The following is a 24,526-nucleotide window of genomic DNA, read 5'->3' as shown; positions in this document are numbered from 1 at the left end:
TTTGAAACAACCCTAAACGGTGTTAGGGCTTGTATCATTAATCTCTACTAAATAAATCTCTTGTATAGACCTTGTCTACTACATCTTTAATCTCGTCAGATAATCTGTTTGCTACGATAACATCAGAGATCTTCTTGAACTCATCGAAGTCCTTGATCACTCTTGAGTTGTAGAACTCATCTTCCTGAAGGGCTGGCTCAAATACCACTACTTCAATCCCTTTAGCTTTGATTCTCTTCATAACACCCTGGATAGCAGACTGACGGAAGTTGTCAGAGTCCATCTTCATAGTAAGTCTATAGATTCCAACTATTTTAGGCTGTCTCTTGATGATCATATCAGCGATGTGATCTTTTCTCGTTCTATTTGCATCAACAATGGCGGACATGATGTTTTGAGGTACGTCTGAATAGTTAGCTAATAATTGTTTTGTATCCTTTGGTAAACAGTATCCACCGTAACCAAATGATGGATTGTTATAGTGACTGCCAATACGAGGATCGAGGCCAACACCCTCTATGATTTGCTGTGAATTTAGCCCTCTAACTTCTGCGTATGAATCAAGCTCATTGAAGAATGCTACTCGAAGTGCAAGATAAGTATTAGCAAAAAGTTTGATGGCTTCCGCTTCTGTAGACTCAGTGTAAAGAATATCAATATTCTCTTTAAGTGCTCCCTGTGCTAACAACTCAGCGAATACTTTTGCTCTTTCAGACTGCTCTCCAACTACAATTCTTGATGGATAAAGATTATCATAAAGTGCTTTCCCCTCTCTTAAGAACTCCGGAGAGAAGATGATATTCTCAGTATCAAATTTCTCTTTGATTGATTCTGTATAACCAACTGGCACTGTTGATTTAATGATCATGACAGCATCAGGATTTATCGATAAGACATTTGCAATTACAGCTTCTACCGTTCTTGTATTGAAATAATTCTTCTCAGGATCATAGTTCGTTGGTGTTGAAATGATAACATATTCAGCATCTTTGAAAGCTTCGTAATTATCAGTCGTTGCAGTTAGGTTAAGTTCTTTCGTAGCTAGATACTCTTCGATTTCAGGATCTATGATAGGAGATTTCTTGTTATTGACCATCTGGACCTTTTCTTTGATGATGTCGAGCGCGATAACCTCGTTGTGTTGTGCTAAAAGTATCGCATTTGACAGACCAACATAACCTGTCCCGGCAATTGTTATTTTCATGTTTTAATACCCCCTTTAAATTCGTCTTATATCCTAGCACTATTTTCATCTTTTTAACTTTCTCCTAATTAACTGTAGAAACCATGTAAATTCCTCTATTTTCATGATATTAATTAAGATAATATATACTACTGAACTGATTATCACTGTTAATATCAGTATCAATGCACTAGAGATATTATTAATCCCAAAACTATTGATCAAATAATCATATAAATATTTTGTCCCAATAGCCATAAATAGTGATGCAACAAAGACTTTTACAGTTGTCACCGCATTTCTCTTTAATCCTAAAGCTCCTATCTTCTGTCGCAATTTATAAATCAAAAGAACAGATGTTATAGCTGAAGATATTGAGGTTGCTAAAGCTAATCCACCATGCCCTAAAAATTTTATAAGCATAAAATTTAAAGCAATATTTATGGCTACTGCAATAAACCCATTAATCATAGGAGTTTTTGTATCTTGAATTGAGTAAAAAACCTTGTCCAGAAAAATTCTTAAGGACATTGTGGGTAATCCGACACAATAGAATACTAAAGCCACAGATGTCATATTAGTCGCAAATGAGTCAAAGGATCCTCTTTCAAAAACCAAGCTTGTTATAGGTGTTGATAAAGCAATCATTCCTAATGTAGCCGGAACAGTGATTATAATGATTATATTTATTCCTTTAGAGATAACTTTCTTATAATTTTCCTTCGATGTGCTATTTGCTTCAACTGAAAGCATAGGATAAATTACAGTGACTACTGCTGTTACAAAAACACCCAGTATCAAATCTTTAAGTCTATTAGCATAATTAAGTGCAGATACACTCCCTGCTACTAAAGTTGAAGCTAGTGATTTATCTATAATCTTATTAACGTCATTAATTGCAACGCTTAAAATAACTGGCGGAACTAGTTTAACTATTTTCTCAATATACTTTTCTTTAATATTGATATGTTTTTTGTGTTTATATTTAATTTTTTTCAAACCTGGTAGTTGTGCTAAAATTTGTGATGCAACTGCGACAACACTTGCAAACATTAATCCAATAATACCAAAAGACTCTGCCAATACTAGTAGATAGAAAATATAGACAAGATTAAATGGAATCTGAGAAACTGCAGATTCAGCAAATTTTGACTCACTTTGCAACAAACCTCTTAAAACTCCTACTATACCTGCAAAAATAAGTGAGGGCAATCCTATTCTCATTAGTTTAACTGCTAAATCAAATTGTGATCCTTCGAATCCAACTGCCATCACTCTTATAAGCAATGGTGATATAATCCATCCTAAGAATGTGAACAAAATAGTTCCCAATATTACAAAATTCAATATGTTGCTTGCACTTATTAGCTTAGCTTTTTTACCTTCTTGAGATTCAATCTCTGTCAAAACAGGTATTAACGTATTATTAATTGCTTGAGTTAGCATTATAGTAAATAATGAAATCGCCGTTAAGGACACAAAAAAAGTATCTGTTAATTCACCAGAACCAAATTTCGCTGCAATAATTGCATCTCTGATGAAACCCATAATTTTACTTATCAAGGTAAAAGCAACTATAATAGCAACAGATTTTACCGCATTTTTTGAATCATTCAATTTTCCCCCTCCAACCACTGTGTAGATTTATTATGATATTTTCTATCCTTTATATAATAAATCCAATTCTTCAACTATTGAATCCCAAGAATATAAATCTTTTATTATCCTATAGTTTTCTTCTATCATATTTGAGTTGTATAAATTACTGGATATATACTTATCCATAGCATTCACCAGGCTATCAAGATTGTCAATTTCAATAAGTAAACCATTAGTATTATTTTTTACAATCTGAGGTGATATGCCCACTGGTGTTGTAATAATTCCTTTTCCGTAACTCATTGCTTCAATTACAACAATCCCAAAACTATCACTAGCTGACGCCAAAATAAAAACATCCGAATTTCTAAAAGCTTTGTCTTTTTCTTCTCCTTTTACAACTCCAAGAAATTCAACAACATCATCCAGACTATTCTCTGATATATATTCAACTATATTGTCTTTTTCCGGACCATCACCGGCAATCATTAATTTGAAATGCTTACCTCTTTCTTTTAGAATCTTAGCCGCTTCGAGCATCAACCCTACTCTTTTTCGCTCTTCTAATACTGAAACACTTAAAAATGTAACTATCTTTTTTCTATTATATTCAAAACTTATTTCAGGAATATCGACAGCATTGGGTACTATACTAACATTAGGAATATCAATTGTTTTTTTCATTTCTTCGGTGAGCACGATAACAGAATTGAATTTTGACATAACGTTCAAGAAAAATTTCTTTAGTCTTAACTTATTGAAAAACTGGACAAAGCTTCCTCCATGTATGTGCAAAACAACTTTTTGATTTTTCCATTTTGCTAGTTGAGCCATTAGAAGCTTCTCATAGTATCCCCAATATGAGCTTGAATGGATATGCACTATAGAATGGGGGTTTTTATCAAGAAGTTTTAAATAGTTCCTTACAACTCTATAACTATTGACTACCTCTTGAATTGAGATTCTACTCTTTTTAACGTAACCTTTTCTTTTCTTGATTTTTAACGTATCAAATATTATAAAATCGTACTTTTCAATTAATTTGGACTTTACAAGTCCTCTTATGTATTCAGGAATACCGCCTATAGCATCAATTCCTGGACCAATGACTAATACTTTTCGTTTATTGTTTTCAGAAGTTTTATTTACCATTTGAATCCTCCACAGGATAGACTTTATTTAGTATTTAAGTAACTCAATTAACTCATTGTAATAATGTTCCGGGCTAAAATCACATGCGAATTTTCTTCCATCCATCCCCATTTGCGTTCTTAATGCCTTATCTTCAATTAATTTGTTTATTGCTTCACTCAAATTGTCAACAAACTTATCATCTCTATTCACAACAATTGAGCTTTTGGGATTAATATAATCAGAAATACCTCCTGCGTCAGTTACTATAACAGGTATACCTGAAGCTTCAGCTTCTATAACAACTCGTCCTGCAGGCTCTTCCCATATAGACGGCACTACAGCTATATCTGATATCGCATGAATTTTTGGTAATTCTTGATAAGGTACATAACCTGTAAATATTATTTGATCTTCGATACTTGTGCATATTGATTCTAGATACTTTTCGAAGGAGCTTTTCTTATTATTGCTAAACCACTTGCTACCAACAATAAGTAATTTTATTTTGTATTTATTGGATGATTTTTTTACTGCTTGTATCAGTTCAGCAATTCCTTTTTCGGGTATAATCCTTCCAGTGAAAAGAATCACTACTTCGTTATTCTTAATATTGTATTTGTTTTTAAATTCTTGGACATAATCTAAATACAATTCTCTGTTAAATACCGTTGGGTCTGTACAATTTTTATTAACAAAGATTTTACTGGCATCGCTATTTTTTATTGTTAGCACTCTATCTTTAATGTAATTACTATTAACGAATATCTTATTGCATTTATTGTATATAGTTTCAGCCTTGTATACTTCAGAATTTAAAAAATCATTATGTAGTTGGAGGATTAAATTATCTCCTGCAACCTTTGAAATCTGTAATGTGGAACTGATCGCATTTTTTAATAATATATGATCAAACTTATGATTTTTCAAAAACTTTACAATCCCTCGATTAAAAAAGTAATTATGATTCAAAACAAATTTAACACCTAATGTTCTAAAAATTTTATTTATTATCCTTATTATATTTGAAGCTATTTTAGGATTGTTTAAAAAAACAAATCTAGTATTATTGTATTTTTTCGATTCTTCCCTAGCCTCATTATTATTTATACTAAAAACAGTAATATCTAATAGTTCATGAATTTCATTTTGTTCAATTAACTGTTGTATTCCGGTCTCTACGGCACCACCCATTACTGCAGGAATTGGTAGTTTACCCGTTGGTATTATTGCAATTTTCATGAATTTGTCTCCTTTTCTCTTGTGTAACACAATATTTTCTCTTGCTTCTTTTGGCCGCTATAGTCCATGCAATTCCAATAAAATAGAAAAAATAGGGACTTAATAAATAACTTGAAGATACCATTAATTGCATAAATCCAATACCAAAAAAAATAAGAGCAAAGTTTTTACTATATGAATCTCCAGTGAAGATAGCTTTTATTGTTATAACTAATATTATTGCGCTAATTAACAACCCAATCACAACGCCAAATTGAACAATTAACTCAATGAATAAATTATGAGGATATGATGATGAAAGCATTTGACTTCTCCCCATCGCAGAGTAGACATTTTCAAAAATGTGTATTCTCTCGACCCCAATACCCACTCCAGTGAATGGATTATTTCTAATTAGATAGATAGATTCTTCGAATAGACTATCCCTTCCAGTCCCACTAGTAATTGTGCCATCTAATATTTTATACAAAGTTCTACTATAAATATCTTTTTTTGCTAGAAAATTTACTATATAAGAAATAGCTTTATAAAAATTAAAATAAAAAACACTTCCTAATACGGTAACTATAGTTACTAAAATATAATGCTTTTTAAAGTTGATAAGCATATAAATAATAACATATGCTAAATATGCTAATAATGGTCCTCGGGAACCTACAGTAACAATTATAAATAAACTGAAAAACAAATATATTAATTGCATTTTCTTTTTGCCTGAGAACAGAGCATACGTTGATAAGATTGCTATAGGTAAAGCTGCGTATGATAGTCCCATGTCACCAACTTTTACTATACCTAAAAATGATTTATGCAAATACATTAATCCCACAAAAAGAAATATTACAAAATTGTGACTTGTTAAGTAACTGATGGTGCTTTTGTAATTTATTGTCTTTCTGCCAAGAACGTACCAAGGTAAAGTTGAAAATAGCAAGAAGTATATAATTCCTATCCAATTAATAAGATAATCTTGATAGCTGAATCCGCTAATCATGACTGCTAATGAAAAGAATAGATATAAGGATACTGAATCTATTGAAAAATTATTAAGATATTTACGATTTTTAATTAACATTAATATAATTAGTGCACTGCTTGATATTACTTCAATATACCTAATACCTAATAACCCAATGAAATATTGAAATGGGTTTATTAACAATAGTATCAATGACATTTTCGCAAAAAAAACATCTTTACTCTCTTCATAAACCATTTCGCATTTCTTTTTTTTGCTCATTATTATCCCTCATTCTAATCTTGAATATCGATTAATCTTTCTAAAAATATAATGCTTTATATTTTTCGTATTACAAATTTTACTTTTCCGCTTGGCATTTTTTCTAAAGACTCCACTTTATCCCACGTAATATTCATATCTCCCACAAATTCTTTAGCATTATTTAGTACCAACTCCATTGATTGAGGATCAAAATTTTCAGCAGGAACAACCTTGATCAATATATTGTCTTTCGAATTTTGAATTATTTGACTTGCTTTTATACCAATTGCAGGTTTGACAATTTGAGTAAGCCTGGTTATTTTCCTTCCATCCTTTGTTAAAACATAATCCTCAACTCTACCAATAATCTCTGTCAAATAAGGTGTCTTCATATTGCATTTGCAAGAGTTATTATTTTTAAGAATCCCCAAGTCACCAGTTGCATAACGGATATATGGAAATTTACTGCTATTATAATCTGTGACAACAATCTCTCCTATTTCACCATCAGGTGCAATATCACCATTACTTTTGAGTACTTCTACATAATGGGTAGGAATAATATGGTAATTGCCAAATTCACATTCTACTGCAAACATTCCAACCTCACCTAACCCATATGTTGAGTAAACGGGACATTTAAAAACTTTTTCAATAGTTTTCCGTTGCTTATCGTTAATACCTTCACTATCAGTTATAATAGCATCAAATTTCTCAAAAGTTTTGTTATCTAAGTCCATTAGCTCTGCCAGGGCGTACCACCCTGAAGGAAAACCAGTTCCATATGTTGCACCAACTCTTTCAAACTGTTTTAGGAACTCTCTATATGAATTTTTAGATATGTGATAAGTACTGCACTGCAACTGTTTATATTTATCAATATATATCCAAAATGGTGGTTTTTCTCTATTAAAACTAGTTATCTTAACTCCAGAAATACGGACTTTTTTGCTATTGATATCACATCCGCAATATCTATAATATTCAGTATTATTTAACTGACTAGCTAGAACACTATTTCGATCACGATAGTACTTCAGAGGTGTTCCGGTAGAACCGCTAGAAGACCCATTCCATAACTCTCGCTTGTTATGTGTTTTCTTAGAAATTAAGGAGTCCTTATTTCCCCTTATTTCATCTTTAGTCAATACAGGAACTTCTTTAAAGTCATCTTGAGTACTAACTTTTAAGTCTTTTAAAAAACTATAATACTCAACGTTTTTACTGGCATCATTAAATAATCTTTGAATCCTCTTTAAATCAAAGTTAGATTCATAACTAAATAGATTACGGAAATGATTTTCGTCTGAAACATTCTTCTTTTTGCCTTTTCGGTAAAAGTCTCTTCTGATACCTTCAATATTTGCAAACAATCTTTTCAATATAAAAGGTGAATTCAAATATATTTTAAATATCAAGTCTCTCACAGTAATCTTCACCTTCCTTTAAACATTTAAATCTACAATCTCCAATAACTATATCCTTTTTCCTCGATTTCTTTTTTATCTAAAATACTTTTTACATCAATAAGGACCTTCTCATGACTTTCAAAATCTCCATATAGATTATCAATATCTTCCCATCTCATTTGTTTAAAGATGTCATGAGCTACTGCTAATACTAAGCAATCAGCATCATTTATTTCCTTGATATCCACCAAGTCAACACCATATTCATGTTTTGCTTCAGCTACATCAGCCTCTGGATCTACTATAATCGGTTCTATTTCATATTCTCTAAGACTATCTATAATGTCTATAACTTTTGAATTTCTAGTATCAGGTGTATTTTCTTTGAATGTTAAACCTAGAATAACAACTTTAGCTTGTCTTACTACTTTATTCGCTAAGATAAGTTTCTTAATTATTGCATCTGCCACAAACTTACCCATACCATCATTAATTTTTCGTCCTGATAAAATTATTTGACTGTGATAACCTAACTTTTCTGCTTCATATACAAAGTAATAAGGGTCTACACCTATACAATGGCCACCAACAAGACCTGGAGTGAACCCAAGCGCATTCCACTTTGTGTTCATTGCCTCAACAACTTCTTTAGTATCTATTCCCATTCTATCAAACACCATTGCCAACTCATTCATGAAAGCAATGTTAATATCACGCTGGCTATTTTCTACTACTTTAGCAGCTTCAGCAACTTTAATAGAGCCTGCCTTGTGGACTCCAACTTCAATAACTAATTCATAAACTTTAGCTATTTCATCCAGGCTTTCTTCATCCATACCCGAAACTATCTTTATGATATTCTCAAGCCTATGTACTTTATCTCCTGGATTAATTCTTTCTGGTGAGTATCCAATTTTAAAATCAACCCCACATTTTAGTCCTGACTCTTCTTCTAATATTGGAATACAAATATCTTCAGTTACCCCAGGGTAAACAGTTGACTCATAAACAACAATTGAACCTTTTGTCAAATTCCGACCAACAATTCTACTAGCTCCTTCTACTGGTGAAAGATCTGGTGTCTTATCTGAATTAATAGGGGTTGGTACGGCAACAATATGGAATTTTGCCTCTTTAAGCTTACTTTCATCAGCTGTGAACTCAACAGTTGTCTTCTTGATTTCGTCATTACCAACTTCATTTGTTGGGTCAATTCCCGCTCTATATAAATCGATTTTCTTTTTATTAAGATCAAAACCTATAACATCAACTTTTTTAGAAAATGCTACTGCTATAGGCATACCAACATAGCCAAGACCAACAACCGAGATTTTTTCTTTTTTCTCTACAATTTTGTCATACAATTTCATAATGATGTACGCTCCTTATTCTACATTTTCAATAACTTCTATAAGTTTACTCGTCAAATGTGTGAAGTCAAATTCGCATGCTGCTCTTCTTGCATTCTGACCCATTTGTTCAGCTTCTTCATTATCTTTACATACTTCGAGTATAATTTCTGCAATCTCTTCAGGCTTTTGCTTATCAGCACTAATTCCACAGTTGTATTTTTCAAGAACACTATAACCAGTTGTATAAGTTTGTATTACACACCTACCAGCTGCCAAATATTCAAAGAATTTATTCTGGCTTTGTCCGTATTTATCGAGTGAAGTGCTCGAGTTGTGCAAGATATTTGCATAAGATCTTTTTAAAACTGACGGAATCATCTTCTTCTCGACCCTACCTTTAAAAACTACATTGTTTATGTGCTCCTCTTTGCATCTATTCTCGAGCATTTCTTTTTCATCGCCGGATCCATAAATTAAGAATCTAATCTGTTGATTTTTCTCTTGAACTAATTTTGCTGCGTTTAATAAAAGCCCTAAATTATTCACCTTCCTAATCGAGCCAGCATATACTAAATTCTTATAATTTTTGTCATTCAAATCATCATCTTCAATCTGGTTTTCTTTGGAATTCCTATCAAAAGAATCGATTATCACTCCATTACTTATGTGTTTAACTTTACTTAAATCAATCTGTTCTTCCCAACCTTGATTTATAATATATTGACTCCCACCTTCCCAAGTCATGATTACTGAATTTGCCTTTTTATAAATCCATTTTTCACCTTGATATAATAACTTAGCGATCAAACTATTTCTCTTTAATGAACCATAAGCTACTATACTCTCAGGCCACAGATCTCTGACCTCACAAATACAAGGGATGTGAAACTTCTTAGCGATTTTAATGCCTGCAACTAATGTAAGTGGGTGTACACTTGAAGCTACAATCACATCAGGCTTCCCATTTAACTCAGCATACATCCTCGCAGTTTTAAAAAGGCCTCTATAGAACGAAATCATATTCAACACTCGTTTTTTCCCATTCCCTCTATACTCAGGTGTATTAACAAAAACAAATGGAATGTCATTAACAGAGTCTGTAGAAAACTTTTGCCCTTTAGTATCAATATGATTATCTGAGAAGTGGTTAGTAGAGGCACAAAAGATTGTAGGCTTGTATCCTTCTTTTATAAGATTCTCTGCAAACCAATAATGCCTACCGGCCTGATCAAAAAACATATTTGTCGCATAATGATTCCAAATCCAGATATTTTGTCTCATCTATCAACTCTCCTAACCGGAACCCCTACATATGTCCCTGGTTCAGTAATATCCTTAACCACCACAGCACCTGCACCTACTTTGCAACCACTGCAGATGTTCACGTTATTGCTTACAGTACTTCCTATCCCCAGCCAACTTCCCTTGCCAACTTTCACCGTTCCAGCTAAACTAGTTCCAGGAGAAATATGTACATAATCTTCCATAACATTGTCATGATCCAAGCTAGAACTCGTATTGATAATACATCCTTTGCCTATTCTAGTAGAACTATTTATAACAACCCCAGCCATTACAACTGAGCCAATACCAATCTCAACATCCATACCAATAATCGCACTGGGATGAATCAAACTAACTACATTTAACCCTTCAACTATCAACTTCTCTTGAATCTTCTCCCTTGTTGCATTGCTTCCAATAGCAACAAAGAAATCAGCTTCATCTTTATATGTAAAAGCATCAGCAGTCTTACCAATGACTTCTAACCCCATAGATGTCTTAATAGACTCGTCATCATCGAGGAATGCGATACTTTGCCACTTATTCATTTTTATTGCGATGTCAGCGACAACCTTTCCGTGTCCACTGGCACCAATAATAATCAACTTGTTTTTCATGAACAGTACATTCCTCTCTGAAATGATAATGTGATTACGCTTTTCTGAAGTAATAAATGTATAATTGCATTAATCTCAAAATACTAATTCTCTACCTTACTTCCTCTAAACGGCTCCATAGTAACCGATGTATTTGAACTAATGCCTTCTTTAACAAAAACCTTCTTTATAGTGAGAAAGATAATCTTCCAATCGCCTATAAAACTAACATTATCAACATATTCAACATCAAGATTGAACTTATCTTCCCAGCTGATAGCATTACGGCCATTGACTTGAGCATGTCCTGAAAGGCCAGGTCTCACTTCGTGTCTTCTCTTCTGATGATTGTTGTATAGCTCCAAGTATTGAACGAGCAAAGGCCTAGGCCCAACAATACTCATATCACCTTTAAGAATATTAAACAGTTCCGGTAGCTCATCTAAAGAAGTAGATCTCAGCATCCTACCAAACTTTGTTAACCTAACACTGTCTGGAAGCAGCTCCCCATTCTCGTCTTTCTCATCAGTCATTGTTCTGAACTTATACATAGTAAAAATTCCCTCATAAATCCCTGGTCTTTTCTGCTTAAACAGTACCGGACTGCCAAGCTTAAATCTCACTAATACTCCAACAATTATTAGTACCGGACTTAAAACGACAATTGCCATCAAAGACAAAATGAAGTCCATTGGTCTTTTGAGAAATTTTCGATATATACCTTTTCTAACTCTTACTTCATCTTTAACTTTACTCTCAGTCATATTAACCACTCTATTTCCATAATGATTTTATAATTGAACAAATTCTCTCAAGATCTTCTTCCGTCATCTTCGTATCAGATGGCAAGCACACACCATTCTCAAACAACTTCTCACTGACATCTGAACCAACATAATCATACTCAGCAAAGAAAGGCTGCATATGCATTGGTTTCCACACAGGTCTTGACTCAATGTTCTCTTTCTCTAATGCTTCCATGACATCAAGGGGTCTTACTGAACCTTTCAAGATCATCACACTTAACCAGTAGTTCGGCTCATTCCAGTCATTGATTGGCATGAAATCAACGCCCTCGAACTGACCAAGTTCTCTCTTATAAAAATCAAAGATATACTTCTTCTTTTCCACTCTTTGATCTAAAACTTTTAACTGGCCTCTACCAATCCCAGCAACGACATTGCTCATACGGTAATTAAACCCTAATTCGCTATGCTGGTAGTGCCTTGCTGCATCTCTCGACTGAGTAGACCAGAATCTAACTTTCTTGATTTTCTCTTCATCATCGGAAACAAGCATACCGCCACCTGAAGTAGTGATGATCTTATTTCCGTTAAATGAGAACACACCAAACTTACCGAAGGTTCCAGTATGTTTTCCTTTATAATATGCCCCTAGAGACTCAGCAGCATCTTCAATGACAGTTACCTCATACCTGTTACAAATCTCCATAATCTTATCCATATCCGCAGAAAGACCATATAAATGCACAACTAAAACAGCCTTCACCTTATCGCCATACTTTTCGAAGGCTGCCTCTAATGCTTTGGGATCCATATTCCATGTTTCATAATCACTGTCGATAAATACAGGAGTAGCGTTCTGATAGATGATTGGATTGGCTGTAGCTGAAAAAGTTAGAGTTGGACAGAACACGACATCTCCTTCGCCAACACCAGCAGCTTTAAGTGCTAGATGAATGGCTCCAGTTCCTGAAGTCATAGCCGCAGCGTGCTTTGAGCCTACTTTAGCTGCAAGCTCCTTCTCAAACTCATTAACATTTGGTCCAAGTGGTGCTACCCAATTGGTGTCAAATGCTTCTTGTACATATTGCATTTCATAACCTTCATCACTCATATGTGGTGAAGCGAGCCAGATTTTTTTATTCTCAGCCATATTACCGTCATCCTTCCTTATCTAAAGTCTATGTATTGTATAGAGGTGTTTTTATGTATTTAGCACCTTCTTGATTTCAAATTTGTAAATTTCAGTCTGTATTGTATTTTCTAATCAATAATTTGTGTGCTGTTGAAATGTACATTTTTGCTTTTCTGTTAAACCTATTGATTTTACTGGGCTAGACCGTCTTTGTCCTTTCACCATACTCACGTCGAATCGGCGTTAAATACATAAAAAGTTTGGCGAATTCTTAATTACAAATTACAAAATCTCTGAAAGCCTTGATTTTACTGGTTTTAAGCCTGTAATTATCTTTTCGACTTAATTACAAATTACAGTTTTTCGTTTCTACATATTGTGGTCCGATATTTTTGACCCACTATATCTTGTAATCCTATTACCATACTCACGTCGAAAACACATAATTCTCACTAAATGTGAGTTTTTGTCTACCACCATCTACCACCTTTTTCTAAAACCATTGATATCACTAGCTTTCAATGGTGGTCAATGGTTTTTTATGTACCACTTTTGTGAGGATTTAATAACTACATGTTGTGGTCCGATATTTTTGAGCTACTATATCTTGTAATCCTATTAGCATACTCACGTCGTTTTATGCAACCAATCATTTATCAAATATGCTACTCTAATAATCATTCTTTGGACGCTGCTTTCATAATAATAATAATACTAATACTTTTTAGCTTTGATGTTAAAGAAAATAGCTATAAATATGGTACTTCATCCAAGTCACCTTGACCATCTTGATCTGTTTGGTCTTCTTCTATATGAACTCCACAAGTAACATTACCTTCAGTAAAAGAAATTGTTCCTTTTTTAGGACAAATGTCTTTTCCATCAAAATACTCTATCATTACTCTATCAAATAATGAAGATGTGTGTTCCAATCCTTCAGAATCAAGATATCCGTTGTAATATCTCTCAAGTTGATTTCTGTTTGCTAGACAGGTTGCTCTCTCGGCTTCTTCAATTATACCAATAAATCTTGGTATCCCAATTGAAGCTAAGATGCCTAGTACTGCAATTACAACTATTAACTCTATGAGAGTAAAGCCAGCTTTTTCTTTCAATGATAAACTAATCATCATCTCAGTGCATTCCTCCACTTAAGGAAAGCAGGTCCTACACTAGATTATAGCCCGTTTTAGTTCCCTTAATCATCAATTTATTGATGATTTTCATTTGTCTATTCAATATCAACTTCCCTTTTCACAACTGGAAGGTATCTAGTAAAGCAGTACATTGTTTGGCACTTCTTACTTTATATTCCATTGTGAACTGTGAATTGAGATTTGTGAACTTTTCTCCTACTCCCACTCGCCGAAGAACTGGATTATCTTATCATCCTCATATCCCAGCTGCAGCAGGTGGTTTCTGATTATGCTTTCAAAAGTATAGCTTGAAACAAGTACTCCGTCATGTTCATACTTCTTGATGTCAACCTTTGATATTACTGGATAACCGAGGATATCTGTACCTCTCTTTTCCAGGTCATCATCCACTATCGCCTTTATCTCAAGATCGATGTCATCTGAGCCTCTCACAACATTAAGAATTATTTCAGCTACTTCACCAGCTCCGTAAAGAAGTATTGACCGGAATCCTTTTTTTGAGACTCTCTTAAGGAATTCCTCCACCCCTTCTTTTGCCAATTTATGAAGGTCCATTAGCTCCTGAATGTAAGTCAGGTTTAGATAGTTTTTTCTTTTCAGTCCCTTTGGTGTTACGTGGTACTTAACCTTTTTTGAGGTTATGTATTCTCTTCTTACATATCCATTCATCTCGTACTCATCTATATATGCATTTATCATTGATGTTGCTGCTCCAATAGCCTTTCCCAGTTCCTTTTGTGTTGTATCTGGATTGTTGTCCATATACTCTAGAATCATCAGTTCCTTGTACTTCAATGTTGGCAGGAAAAAGCCGTTTTCCTTTATTGTTTCTATTTTTCTCACTCCTTAATCATTCGTTTGCTGAACGATTATATTGTAACATTATTACCAATGGTAAGCAATGGAAGAATGACACTTTCACAGAATTTTATTTCTGATGGTAGAGAGGAGACAACGAACATTGAACATAGTACAATGAACAATGGAGAAAGATTTTAGCGTCATGCTCGAAGGTCTTGGGATATCTCGACAAGCTAGACAAGACAAATACAAGATTCTTCGCAGGCTCAGAATGACAACTTAGTTGAAAGTTAAAAAGAAAAGAGAAAAGACAAGATCCTTCGGCTAGCTTCAGGATGACAAGATGTTGTTAGTTGGACAGTTGGTCAGTTGGTTAGGAAAAGAGGGATTCCTACACGTTGGTCGGGATGACAATGAAAGATGAAAACAAAAAAGACACTTCCTTATTGGTTGCAAGAAAGTGCCTCAATGAAAAACTAGATCTCTCGATTAAACTCGAGATGACATGCATTATAACTAATCAATCTTTATATACTCATCCCTGCCTGGGCCGACGGAGACGTAGGTGATCTTGGTGCTTATTGCCCTTTGGATGTAGGAGATGTAGGCTTTTGCTGCTGATGGTAGCTCATCAAGTGTTCTGCATTTTGTGATGTCCTTGTTCCATCCAAACATGTACTCGATCACTGGTTCTGCCCTGTCAAGTCTTGGACCTACCGGGAAGTCGGTGGTCTTTTCACCGTCTATCTTGTAGGCTGTACATACCGGGATGCTTTCCATGTATGAAAGAACATCAAGCTTTGTAAGGGCGATTTCATCTGCTCCCTGTACAAGGCAACCATATTTTGTTGCAACAACATCAAAGGCTCCAACCCTTCTTGGCCTTCCAGTAGCTGCTCCGTACTCTGCTCCGGCCTCCCTGAGCTTGTCTGCCTCTTCCCCTTCCATCTCTGCAGTGAAGGGTCCCTCACCAACACAGGATGAGTAGGCCTTTACAACTCCAACCGTCCTGTCCATCTTCTCACCTGGTATTCCAGCTCCTATTGGAGCGTAGGCAGCTATTGTGGAGGATGATGTTGTGTAGGGGTAGATCCCGTAATCTATGTCCCTCAAGGCCCCAAGCTGGGCTTCAAACATGATATCCATGTCGTCCCTGACAGCCTCTGTGAGAAATGCTCCTACATCGGCGATATATGGCTTTAATCTCTCCCCGTACCGAAGGAGCCAGGAGTACATTTCCTGCCAGTCTATCCTGACTTTTCCGTATCCCTTTTCAATAAGGAGGTTTTCGTATTCCACCACATCCTGGACCCTTGCCTTAAGTGAGTCCTCAAAAAAGAGCTCACCCATGCGGATTCCCTTTTTCCTGTACTTGTCAGCATAGACAGGGGCTATTCCCCTTTTTGTGGACCCGTACTTCTTGTCCTTAAGCCTCTCCTCCTCATACTGGTCAAGGAGGACATGGTAGGGCATGCAGATTACAGCCTTGTCGCTTATAAGCAGGTTCTTTTCCGTAACTGATATTCCCTTCTCCTGAAGGCTGTCCAGCTCACCGCAAAGGTGCTCGATGTCAATTACCATTCCGTTTCCCATGATGTTTACAATGTCCTCCCTCAGTATTCCAGAAGGCATGAGATTGAAGATAAACTTACCCTTTTCATTTACCACTGTATGGCCTGCATTGTTTCCGCCCTGGTATCTCACTACGATATCCTGGTCCTGTGAAAGAAGGTCAACCATCCTTCCCTTTCCTTCATCTCCCCAGTTAATTCCTACAATTGCGGTTTTCATCAACTTTGCCCCCTTATACGGAAATGTTTACCTCTATTCCAAGATCCTCCGGATACCTTTCAAGCATATCCTTAACAGGTCCCCCTACAAATTCCTCAACCTGCTGAACACTTCTTCCCACAAACCTTTCAGGGCGGATCATGTCCCTGATCTCATCCTCTGTCATGTTGAATTCAGGGTCCTCTCCCAACCTTTCAACCAGGTTGTTCTCCTGGCCATGGACCTTGATGCTCTCTGCAGTGGCAAGGGAGTGCTTCCTTATTGCCTCGTGAAGGACCTGTCTGTCCCCTCCCCGCTTTACACCCTCCATAAGGATTGTCTCTGTGGCCATAAAGGGCAGCTCCTCCTGGAGGTGCTTCTCTATCACCTTGGGATAGACAACCAGTCCATCCGCCACATTTATATACAATGAAAGCAGTCCGTCTGTTGCCAGAAAGCCCTCTGGAATTGAAAGTCTCCTGTTGGCCGAATCATCCAGGGTCCGTTCAAGCCATTGACCTGTTGTGTTAAGGGCCGGGTTGATCGAGTTGGAGATGATAAACCGGGCGATGGAGGCCATCCTTTCACTCCGCATGGGGTTTCTCTTGTAGGCCATTGCAGATGAGCCCACCTGTGATTTCTCAAAGGGCTCCTCGATCTCCTTCATGTGGGCTAGAAGCCTGATATCATTTGAGAACTTGTAGGCGCTCTGGGCTATTCCTGAAAGCACCTGGAGAACCTGGAAGTCAACCTTCCTGGAATAGGTCTGGCCTGTTACATGATAGGTCCCAGAAAAATCCAGCTTCTCTGCAATCTTTTGGTCCAATTCCTTGACCTTCTCTCCGTCACCATCGAAAAGCTCCATAAAGCTTGCCTGGGTTCCTGTTGTTCCCTTGGCTCCCCGAAGCTTAAGGGTTGAGATCACAAACTCCAATGCCTCAAGGTCAAGGAGAAGGTCCTGGATCCAAAGGCTTGCCCTTTTACCTACAGTTGTTGGCTGGGCTGGCTGGAAGTGGGTGAAGCCCAAGGTTGGAAGGTCCCTGTATTCCATGGCAAAGTCTGAAAGGAGCTTGATTGTGTTTATAAGCTTCTTTCTTACAAGGACCAGGCCTTCCTTCATAAGTACAAGGTCTGTATTGTCCCCTACAAAGCAGGAGGTTGCCCCCAGGTGGATTATTCCCTTGGCATCAGGGCACTGCTTTCCAAAGGCGTAGATGTGGGACATTACATCGTGGCGGATTTCCTTCTCCTTGGCCTCAGCCACCTGGTAGTCTATATTGTCCATGTTGTCCTTCATCTGCTGGATCTGTTCCCTGCTTATGTTTAGCCCCAGCTCCATCTGGGATTCTGCAAGGGCGATCCAGAGCCTCCTCCAGGTCTTGAACTTCTTGTCCTTGGAGAAGAGCCTCTGCATTTCCTCCCCAGCATACCGCTTGCTCAAGGGGCTGATGTATTTGTCGTTCATGAAAATCACTCCGTTCGTAAAAAGTAGATAGTTGATACCCTATCCATTAATTGCAACAAAATTTAAATTTTGAGCAATTATATGGCCGGGCACAAGAAGTATAAATCGAGATCCCTCCATTTCAGTCGGGATGACACAAGCGAAGGCGCTTATGACAATTGGTCTAATCCTCCACCGGCACTTCCATTGGGTAGTCTCCGTCAAAGCAGGCCTTGCAGTAGAGGTCCCCTCCCCCTACTGAATCAACCATTCCCTCTGTGGAAAGGTAGCCCAGGGTATCGGCATCAATTATCTGGCGTATCTCCTCTACATCATGCCTAGTGGCAATCAGGTGGTCTCTGTAGGGTGTGTCGATTCCAAAGTGGCAGCCATGCTTGACCGGCGGGCTGCTGACCCTGAAGTGGACCTCCTTGGCTCCTACTTCCCTAAGGATCTCAACCAGTCTTCTTGAGGTTGTTCCCCTTACAATGGAGTCATCCACTATCACTACTCTTTTACCCTCAATGTTCTCCTTCAGAACATTTAGCTTTATCCTTACTCCCTGTTCCCTTTGTCTCTGGTTTGGCTGGATAAAGGTTCTTCCTATATACTTGTTCTTTATTAGTCCGATTTCATAGGGTATACCTGATTCCTTGGCATAGCCTATGGCTGCAGGCACTCCCGAGTCTGGTACCCCGATTACAACATCAGCATCAACAGGGTACTCCCTAGCCAGGGTCGCCCCTGCATTGTGTCTGGATTGGTAGACGCTTATTCCGTCGATCCTTGAGTCCGGTCTTGCAAAATAGATAAGCTCAAAGATGCAGAGCCTCTTCTTCACCCAGGTGTTCTGCCTGTAGGACTGGACCCCGTCTCCGTTTATGACCACAATCTCCCCGTTTTCAATATCCCTGACATACTTGGCCCCGATGGCATCAAGGGCGCAGGTCTCTGATGCAAGGACATATCCGTTTTCTGTCTCCCCAAGGCACAGTGGTCTAAGGCCGTAGGGATCCCTGAGGCCGATCAGCTTGTTTTCCGTTGTTATTACAAGGGCATAGGCCCCCCTGATTATCTCCGCAACCCTCTTTATGGACTCAACTATTCCATTCTTAAGGCTTCTTGCAATAAGGTTCACTATTACCTCAGTGTCAACATTGGTCTGGAACACCACCCCGCCGTCCTCAAGCATGTCCCTGAGGGCCGATGCGTTCACAAGGTTCCCGTTGTGGGCAAGGGCTATGTGGCTGTTCTTGTAGTTTACGATAAGGGGTTGGGCGTTTGTCACTCCCCCTCCACCGGAGGTGGCATAGCGAACATGGCCGATTCCTATGTTTCCAAGCAGTTCTCCGAAGTCATCCGGGTCCTCAAAGACATCCGAGACCAGTCCCTGGTTCTTGTAGGTGAAGATCTTCCCTTCAAGGTTGGTTGCAATCCCTGCGCTTTCCTGGCCCCTGTGCTGGAGGGCATAGAGGCCGTAATATATCTCCTCTGCGCAGTCCTGGTTTATTTCCCTGTTGTATACTCCTATTACTCCGCATTCATCCTTCAGTTTATCATTATAAAGGTTAGTCAAATCTATCCTCTCCTACCTTTCCAGTCTCTTCATTACTTCCTGATACGCCTCTTCTATGTTTCCAAGGTCCCTTCTGAACCGGTCCTTGTCCATTTTCTCCCCTGTCTCAGTGTCCCACAGCCTGCAGGTGTCCGGGGATATTTCATCTGCCAGGATGATCTCTCCCTTGTACTTTCCAAACTCCAGCTTGAAGTCCACAAGCTTAAGGTTCTTAGTAAGGAAGAGTTCTGAAAGGACACTGTTAACCTTAAGTGCCATCTTCTTTATCTTCTCCAGCTCCTCTTCAGTAGCAAGCTTGAGGGCAAGTATATGTGAATCGTTTATCAGGGGGTCTCCCAGCTCGTCCACCTTGTAGCTGAACTCCACTACTGGCTCGTCAAAGAGGATTCCCTCCTCCACTCCGTAGCGCTTTGAGAATGATCCAGCTGAGATGTTCCTTACTATGACCTCAAGAGGAACTATCTCCACTGCCTTTACAAGCTGGTCTCTGTCTGAAAGCAGCTCTTCAAAGTGGTTTGGAACACCCTCCTTCTCCAGCAGCTCAAAGAGCATAGCGCTCATCTTGTTGTTAACGATCCCCTTGTCAAGGATTGTTCCCTTTTTGGCTCCGTTTCCTGCGGTTGCATCGTCCTTGTACTGGACAATATATTTGTCCTCTTCCTTGGTCCTGAATACTTTTTTTGCCTTTCCTTCATACAGCATTTCAAGCTTTTCCATAGAAATCACTCCGTTCTTTTCAGTTGAAAGTTGATACCCTCTCCATTAATTGCAACAAAATTTAAATTTTGAGCAATTATATGGCCGGGCACAAGAAGTGGAAAGGAAAAGATATTACTCCAGATCCACTTGGTTTACTTGGGTCGGGCTTACAGGTCTAAGATACTTTACCAACACTCAGTATGACACATTATATTGTGCCATGGTCTCCTTGCAATTTATGTCCAACTTATGGGTCAAGTTTATATTTTTCTGGTTAACATAATTAATACCACTCAAATATTATACTGCAATACACTGAAGTTGTAAATGGGAATGGAATGGAAATGGGATAGTGCTGTTGACATAATTCCGAAATAGGTGTATGATTAAAGAGTGGATTGTTATATAATTAACATAATTTTCTAGCACGATGAACCGCCAAATCATTACATAAGGAAACCCTGCTTTAGGTTCAACAATCAAATCATTTTGAAGGAGTTGAAGAAAAATGAGCAGACTTAGCATTATCACCCAGGACAAGGCCCAGGCAACAGTTGAGGATATGTACAAGGACCTTGAAAGAAGGATAACCGCCTCTCCCCCGGGACTATGTCCGATTGACCTGTCTGCATCCTTCCTTAAGATGGCCCATGCCCAGACCTGCGGCAAGTGTGTACCCTGCCGTGTAGGCCTTGGACAGCTTATCAACCTTATGGAGGATGTACTGGACGGAAAAGGAAGCCTAAAGACCATTGACCTGATCGAGAAGACCGCAAGGAGTATCTACAATTCTGCTGACTGCGCCATCGGATACGAGGCTGCACATATGGTTCTAAGGGGAGTTGAGGGCTTCAGGGACGACTATCTGGAGCACATAGAAAGGGACCGCTGCAATTTCAGCCTCTACCAGTCTGTACCGTGCGTATCACTATGCCCGGCAGGAGTGGACGTTCCAGGCTACATAGCCCTGATAAACCAGGAGAGATACGACGATGCAATAAGGCTTATAAGGAAGGACAACCCAATGCCCCTTACCTGCGCCTATGTATGTGAGCACCCTTGCGAGACAAGGTGCAGAAGGAACATGATGGATGATTCAATAAACATAAGAGGCCTGAAGCGGTTCGCAGTTGACAATGCCGGGGATGTACCTCTTCCAGAGCCTGCCGCAAAGACCGGAAAGAGGGTCGCAATCGTGGGCGGAGGTCCAAGCGGACTTTCTGCTGCATACTTCCTGACCCTAATGGGACACCAGGTCGACCTGTATGAAAGCAAGAACCACCTTGGTGGAATGCTTCGCTACGGAATTCCTAACTACAGGCTTCCAAGGGACCTTCTCCAGGAAGAGATAGACACAATGCTATCCCTTGGAGTGAAGGTTCATATGGGCATAACCGTGGGCAAGGACATTTCAGTTGTTGAGCTTAGGGAAAGGTTTGACAGCGTATACATCGCAATCGGGGCTCAGATCGACAAGAAGATCGGCCTTGAAGGCGAGGATGCATCTGGAGTGTACTCCGCAGTTGACATCCTCCGTGACATCGGGGATGGAATCTATCCAGACTTTAGGGACAAGCGTGTCCTGGTACTTGGTGGAGGAAACGTTGCAATAGATGTTGCTAGGTCGGCCGTAAGGCTTGGAGCAACAGAATCAAATATCATCTACAGAAGAAGAAAGGCTGATATGCCTGCAATGAAAGAGGAAATCGACGATGCAATCGCCGAGGGCTGCTCAATATATGAGCTGTCAAGTCCAGGAAGGATTGAAAAGGACGAGGACGGAAATGTGACCGCCCTTTGGGTCCAGCCACAGATCGTCGGAAAGATTTCCGGAGGAAGGCCAAAAACAGCCGATGCCAGGGAGAATCCTGTAAGGATCCCATGTGACATGATCGTCATTGCAATAGGCCAGGGAATTGAGACCAGGGACTTTGAGAAGGATGGAATCCCCGTTAGACAGGGTCTCATCGATGCCTGGAGCACCGCTGATGTTAAGGATATTCCTGGAGTGTTTGCAGGAGGGGACTGCATCTCAGGTCCCGCCACTGTAATCCAGGCAATTGCAGCGGGCAAGGTTGCAGCTGCCAATATAGACAACTACCTGGGCTTCCACCATGAGATAGAATCAGGAGTGGAAATTCCAGAGCCCAGCCTGTCTGACCGTGTTCCTTGCGGAAGGGTCAATATGACAGAAAGGCTGGTATCAGAAAGAATTGAGGACTTTGACCTTGTTGAGAAGTCCATGACATACCAGGAGGCAATGCAGGAATCAAGCCGATGCCTGAGGTGTGACCACTTCGGCTTTGGAGTGTTAAAGGGAGGGAGGACTGAAAGATGGTAAATATTACGATTGATAAGAACAATCTGCTTGTTCCCGAGGGAATGACCATATTGGATGCTGCAAAGAGCTGCCATGTCTCAATCCCCAACCTTTGCTACATGGAGGAGCTGAACGAGATCGGGGCCTGCAGGGTCTGCGCAATTGAGATCGAGGGCAGGGAAAGGCTTGTGACCGCCTGCAACAATGTTGTTGAGGAGGGCATGGTCATCCATACCAACAGCCCCAAGGTCAGGGAGGCAAGAAGGACCAATGTGGAGCTAATACTTTCACAGCATGACTCAAACTGTGCTGTCTGCGTAAGGAGCGGAAACTGCTCCCTCCAGGACCTTGCCAACGACCTTGGGATAATTGAGATCCCCTACCAGAAGACCCTTCCCCATGCAAGATGGACAGAAGGCTTCCCTCTGGTCAGAAACTACGAGAAGTGCATAAAGTGCATGAGATGCATCCAGGTGTGTGACAAGGTCCAGGACCTTAAGGTCTGGGATATTGCAAACACCGGATCAAGGACCAATGTTGACGTGTCCGGAAACCTTAGGATAGAGGAATCCGACTGTGCCCTGTGCGGCCAGTGCATAACCCACTGTCCAACGGGAGCCCTTCGTGAAAGGGATGACACTGATGTTGTATTCGAAGCCCTTGCAGACCCTGACAAGATCCTTGTTGTCCAGATCGCCCCTGCAGTAAGGGCGGCCTGGGGAGAATCCCTGGACCTTCCAAGGGAGTTCGCCACCGTCAAGAGACTTGCGGCGGCCCTAAGAAGAATAGGCTTTGACTATATATTTGACACAAACTTTACAGCTGACCTTACCATTATGGAAGAGGGAAGCGAATTTGTGGAGAGGCTTGGAAATGCTGATAAGCATACCTTCCCAATGTTCACCTCTTGCTGTCCAGGCTGGATCCGGTTCATCAAGAGCCAGTATCCGGACATGCTGGACCAGCTGTCAACTGCAAAGTCACCTCAGCAGATGTTTGGTGCGGTTGCAAAGAGCTACTATGCCCAGGTCCTTGATGTGGACCCAAGCAAGATCTTCTCCGTGTCCATCATGCCATGTACCGCCAAGAAATTTGAGGCCGGGCTTCCGGTGATGAACTCGGCAGGTGCCGGACAGGATGTGGATGTTGTCCTTACCACCCGTGAGGTTGAAAGGCTTATCCGTGCCGAGAGCCTGGATGTGAAGAATCTTCCCGAGGAAGAGCTTGATACACCCCTTGGCTCTGGTTCAGGAGCGGCGGTCATATTCGGTGCCACAGGTGGAGTCATGGAGGCGGCCCTTAGAAGCGCCTACTTCCTTGTAACAGGTGAGAACCCAGAGCCGGATGCCTTCCAGGATGTACGTGGAAGAAAGGGCTGGAAGGAAGCCACCTTCAACCTGGCAGGAACAGACCTTCGGGTTGCCGTTGCCAGCGGACTTGGAAACACCAGAAGGCTTGTTGAGGCAATAAGACGTGGAGATGTGGAGTACGACTTTGTTGAGATCATGGCATGTCCTGGAGGATGTGCAGGTGGCGGTGGCCAGCCAATATGGGACGGCCAGGAGCTTGCCGGCGACAGGGCCGATGTACTGTATGGCTTGGACAAGATCAGCGATATAAGGTTCTCCCATGAGAACCCTTCAATAACAAAGTGCTATGGGGAATTCTTTGAGAAGCCCCTATCACACAAGTCACACGAGCTCCTGCACACAGACCACAGGACATGGGAGCTTAACCCAACCAAATGGGAATATGAGAAGTAAAACACCTGAAGATTCATCAAGGAGCAGGACTAAACCCTGCTCCTTTTCCTTTGGCAATTGTCCCTATACGGTTGACATAAGGGATGGAAAGGTATATTAT

19 protein-coding genes are annotated in these 24,526 nt (G+C 39.5%); 2 read left to right on the top strand and 17 right to left on the bottom strand.

The genetic code is table 11. From position 1 onward, the window contains the following. Positions 1–37: 37 nt before the first annotated feature. The 17 genes from ACKVDP_RS07635 to purC all read right to left on the bottom strand — a co-directional run bounded on the left by ACKVDP_RS07635 (position 38) and on the right by purC (position 20,361). On the bottom strand, positions 38–1,204 hold the full coding sequence (locus tag ACKVDP_RS07635; RefSeq protein ID WP_409228226.1) for a nucleotide sugar dehydrogenase: 1,167 nt from the start codon (positions 1,202–1,204) through the stop codon (positions 38–40). A 45-nt stretch (positions 1,205–1,249) separates the two neighbouring features. Continuing rightward, positions 1,250–2,800 carry a murein biosynthesis integral membrane protein MurJ gene (gene murJ, locus ACKVDP_RS07630; RefSeq protein ID WP_409228225.1) on the bottom strand — a complete coding sequence of 517 codons (1,551 nt, stop codon included), beginning with the start codon at positions 2,798–2,800 and terminating at the stop codon, positions 1,250–1,252. Between the two features lie 42 nt (positions 2,801–2,842). Then, entirely contained in the window at positions 2,843–3,934 is a 1,092-nt protein-coding gene (locus tag ACKVDP_RS07625; RefSeq protein WP_409228224.1) for a glycosyltransferase family 4 protein, read from the bottom strand. Between the two features lie 27 nt (positions 3,935–3,961). After that, positions 3,962–5,155 carry a glycosyltransferase family 4 protein gene (locus ACKVDP_RS07620; RefSeq protein WP_409228223.1) on the bottom strand — a complete coding sequence of 398 codons (1,194 nt, stop codon included), beginning with the start codon at positions 5,153–5,155 and terminating at the stop codon, positions 3,962–3,964. Further along, on the bottom strand, positions 5,127–6,395 hold the full coding sequence (locus ACKVDP_RS07615) for an O-antigen ligase family protein (RefSeq protein WP_409228222.1): 1,269 nt from the start codon (positions 6,393–6,395) through the stop codon (positions 5,127–5,129). Before ACKVDP_RS07615 ends, ACKVDP_RS07620 begins: the two co-directional genes overlap by 29 nt. Positions 6,396–6,451: 56 nt before the next feature. Further along, complete coding sequence (locus ACKVDP_RS07610; protein WP_409228221.1) at positions 6,452–7,804, bottom strand: phenylacetate--CoA ligase family protein; 1,353 nt, start codon at positions 7,802–7,804, stop codon at positions 6,452–6,454. A 32-nt stretch (positions 7,805–7,836) separates the two neighbouring features. Further along, the gene (locus ACKVDP_RS07605) at positions 7,837–9,156 is read right to left on the bottom strand and encodes a nucleotide sugar dehydrogenase (protein ID WP_409228220.1); all 1,320 of its coding nucleotides are present in this window, start codon (positions 9,154–9,156) and stop codon (positions 7,837–7,839) included. A 15-nt stretch (positions 9,157–9,171) separates the two neighbouring features. Next, a complete protein-coding gene (locus ACKVDP_RS07600) occupies positions 9,172–10,419 on the bottom strand; it encodes a glycosyltransferase family 4 protein (RefSeq protein WP_409228219.1) in 1,248 nt (415 codons plus the stop codon). After that, on the bottom strand, positions 10,416–11,039 hold the full coding sequence (locus tag ACKVDP_RS07595; protein WP_409228218.1) for an acetyltransferase: 624 nt from the start codon (positions 11,037–11,039) through the stop codon (positions 10,416–10,418). Before ACKVDP_RS07595 ends, ACKVDP_RS07600 begins: the two co-directional genes overlap by 4 nt. Before the next feature lie 83 nt (positions 11,040–11,122). After that, positions 11,123–11,782 carry a sugar transferase gene (locus ACKVDP_RS07590; RefSeq protein WP_409228217.1) on the bottom strand — a complete coding sequence of 220 codons (660 nt, stop codon included), beginning with the start codon at positions 11,780–11,782 and terminating at the stop codon, positions 11,123–11,125. Positions 11,783–11,792: 10 nt separating this feature from the next. Then, positions 11,793–12,914, bottom strand: a complete 1,122-nt coding sequence (locus ACKVDP_RS07585) for a DegT/DnrJ/EryC1/StrS family aminotransferase (protein WP_409228216.1) — start codon at positions 12,912–12,914, stop codon at positions 11,793–11,795. A 731-nt stretch (positions 12,915–13,645) separates the two neighbouring features. Beyond that, a complete protein-coding gene (locus tag ACKVDP_RS07580; protein ID WP_409228215.1) occupies positions 13,646–14,029 on the bottom strand; it encodes a type IV pilin protein in 384 nt (127 codons plus the stop codon). A 219-nt stretch (positions 14,030–14,248) separates the two neighbouring features. Next, positions 14,249–14,896 carry a winged helix-turn-helix transcriptional regulator gene (locus ACKVDP_RS07575; RefSeq protein WP_409228214.1) on the bottom strand — a complete coding sequence of 216 codons (648 nt, stop codon included), beginning with the start codon at positions 14,894–14,896 and terminating at the stop codon, positions 14,249–14,251. A 474-nt stretch (positions 14,897–15,370) separates the two neighbouring features. Continuing rightward, positions 15,371–16,645, bottom strand: coding sequence for an adenylosuccinate synthase (locus tag ACKVDP_RS07570; protein ID WP_409228213.1), 1,275 nt, complete (start codon positions 16,643–16,645; stop codon positions 15,371–15,373). Positions 16,646–16,658: 13 nt separating this feature from the next. Further along, positions 16,659–18,089, bottom strand: coding sequence for an adenylosuccinate lyase (gene purB / locus ACKVDP_RS07565; RefSeq protein ID WP_409228212.1), 1,431 nt, complete (start codon positions 18,087–18,089; stop codon positions 16,659–16,661). A 163-nt stretch (positions 18,090–18,252) separates the two neighbouring features. Continuing rightward, on the bottom strand, positions 18,253–19,644 hold the full coding sequence (gene purF / locus ACKVDP_RS07560) for an amidophosphoribosyltransferase (protein ID WP_409228211.1): 1,392 nt from the start codon (positions 19,642–19,644) through the stop codon (positions 18,253–18,255). 12 nt (positions 19,645–19,656) lie between these two features. Continuing rightward, positions 19,657–20,361, bottom strand: a complete 705-nt coding sequence (gene purC / locus ACKVDP_RS07555; RefSeq protein WP_409228210.1) for a phosphoribosylaminoimidazolesuccinocarboxamide synthase — start codon at positions 20,359–20,361, stop codon at positions 19,657–19,659. Between the two features lie 490 nt (positions 20,362–20,851). Between purC and ACKVDP_RS07550 the strand changes: the two genes are divergently transcribed. Together ACKVDP_RS07550 and ACKVDP_RS07545 are read left to right on the top strand one after the other, a co-directional pair. Then, positions 20,852–22,684 (top strand): NAD(P)-binding protein, encoded by a 1,833-nt coding sequence (locus tag ACKVDP_RS07550; protein ID WP_409228209.1) that lies wholly within the window; start codon positions 20,852–20,854, stop codon positions 22,682–22,684. Continuing rightward, a complete protein-coding gene (locus ACKVDP_RS07545) occupies positions 22,678–24,426 on the top strand; it encodes an NADH-dependent [FeFe] hydrogenase, group A6 (RefSeq protein WP_409228208.1) in 1,749 nt (582 codons plus the stop codon). The genes ACKVDP_RS07550 and ACKVDP_RS07545 overlap by 7 nt, the downstream gene beginning before the upstream one ends. Positions 24,427–24,526: the final 100 nt, after the last annotated feature.

Origin of the sequence: Gudongella ferriphila (assembly GCF_046224405.1) — a bacterium.
Classification (GTDB): domain Bacteria; phylum Bacillota; class Clostridia; order Tissierellales; family Tissierellaceae; genus Gudongella.
The sequence above is the reverse complement of the archived record's forward strand: the minus strand, read 5'-3'. Positions and strand labels throughout refer to the sequence as shown.

Coding starts and splice junctions, on each gene's coding strand:
- ACKVDP_RS07600 (WP_409228219.1), bottom strand. CDS start 10,419: ATGAGACAAAATATCTGGATTTGGAATCATTATGCGACAAATATGTTT.
- ACKVDP_RS07595 (WP_409228218.1), bottom strand. CDS start 11,039: ATGAAAAACAAGTTGATTATTATTGGTGCCAGTGGACACGGAAAGGTT.
- purB (WP_409228212.1), bottom strand. CDS start 18,089: ATGAACGACAAATACATCAGCCCCTTGAGCAAGCGGTATGCTGGGGAG.
- ACKVDP_RS07550 (WP_409228209.1), top strand. CDS start 20,852: ATGAGCAGACTTAGCATTATCACCCAGGACAAGGCCCAGGCAACAGTT.
- ACKVDP_RS07615 (WP_409228222.1), bottom strand. CDS start 6,395: ATGAGCAAAAAAAAGAAATGCGAAATGGTTTATGAAGAGAGTAAAGAT.
- ACKVDP_RS07635 (WP_409228226.1), bottom strand. CDS start 1,204: ATGAAAATAACAATTGCCGGGACAGGTTATGTTGGTCTGTCAAATGCG.
- ACKVDP_RS07625 (WP_409228224.1), bottom strand. CDS start 3,934: ATGGTAAATAAAACTTCTGAAAACAATAAACGAAAAGTATTAGTCATT.
- ACKVDP_RS07545 (WP_409228208.1), top strand. CDS start 22,678: ATGGTAAATATTACGATTGATAAGAACAATCTGCTTGTTCCCGAGGGA.
- ACKVDP_RS07585 (WP_409228216.1), bottom strand. CDS start 12,914: ATGGCTGAGAATAAAAAAATCTGGCTCGCTTCACCACATATGAGTGAT.
- ACKVDP_RS07570 (WP_409228213.1), bottom strand. CDS start 16,645: ATGAAAACCGCAATTGTAGGAATTAACTGGGGAGATGAAGGAAAGGGA.
- ACKVDP_RS07580 (WP_409228215.1), bottom strand. CDS start 14,029: ATGATGATTAGTTTATCATTGAAAGAAAAAGCTGGCTTTACTCTCATA.
- ACKVDP_RS07590 (WP_409228217.1), bottom strand. CDS start 11,782: ATGACTGAGAGTAAAGTTAAAGATGAAGTAAGAGTTAGAAAAGGTATA.
- ACKVDP_RS07620 (WP_409228223.1), bottom strand. CDS start 5,155: ATGAAAATTGCAATAATACCAACGGGTAAACTACCAATTCCTGCAGTA.
- purC (WP_409228210.1), bottom strand. CDS start 20,361: ATGGAAAAGCTTGAAATGCTGTATGAAGGAAAGGCAAAAAAAGTATTC.
- ACKVDP_RS07605 (WP_409228220.1), bottom strand. CDS start 9,156: ATGAAATTGTATGACAAAATTGTAGAGAAAAAAGAAAAAATCTCGGTT.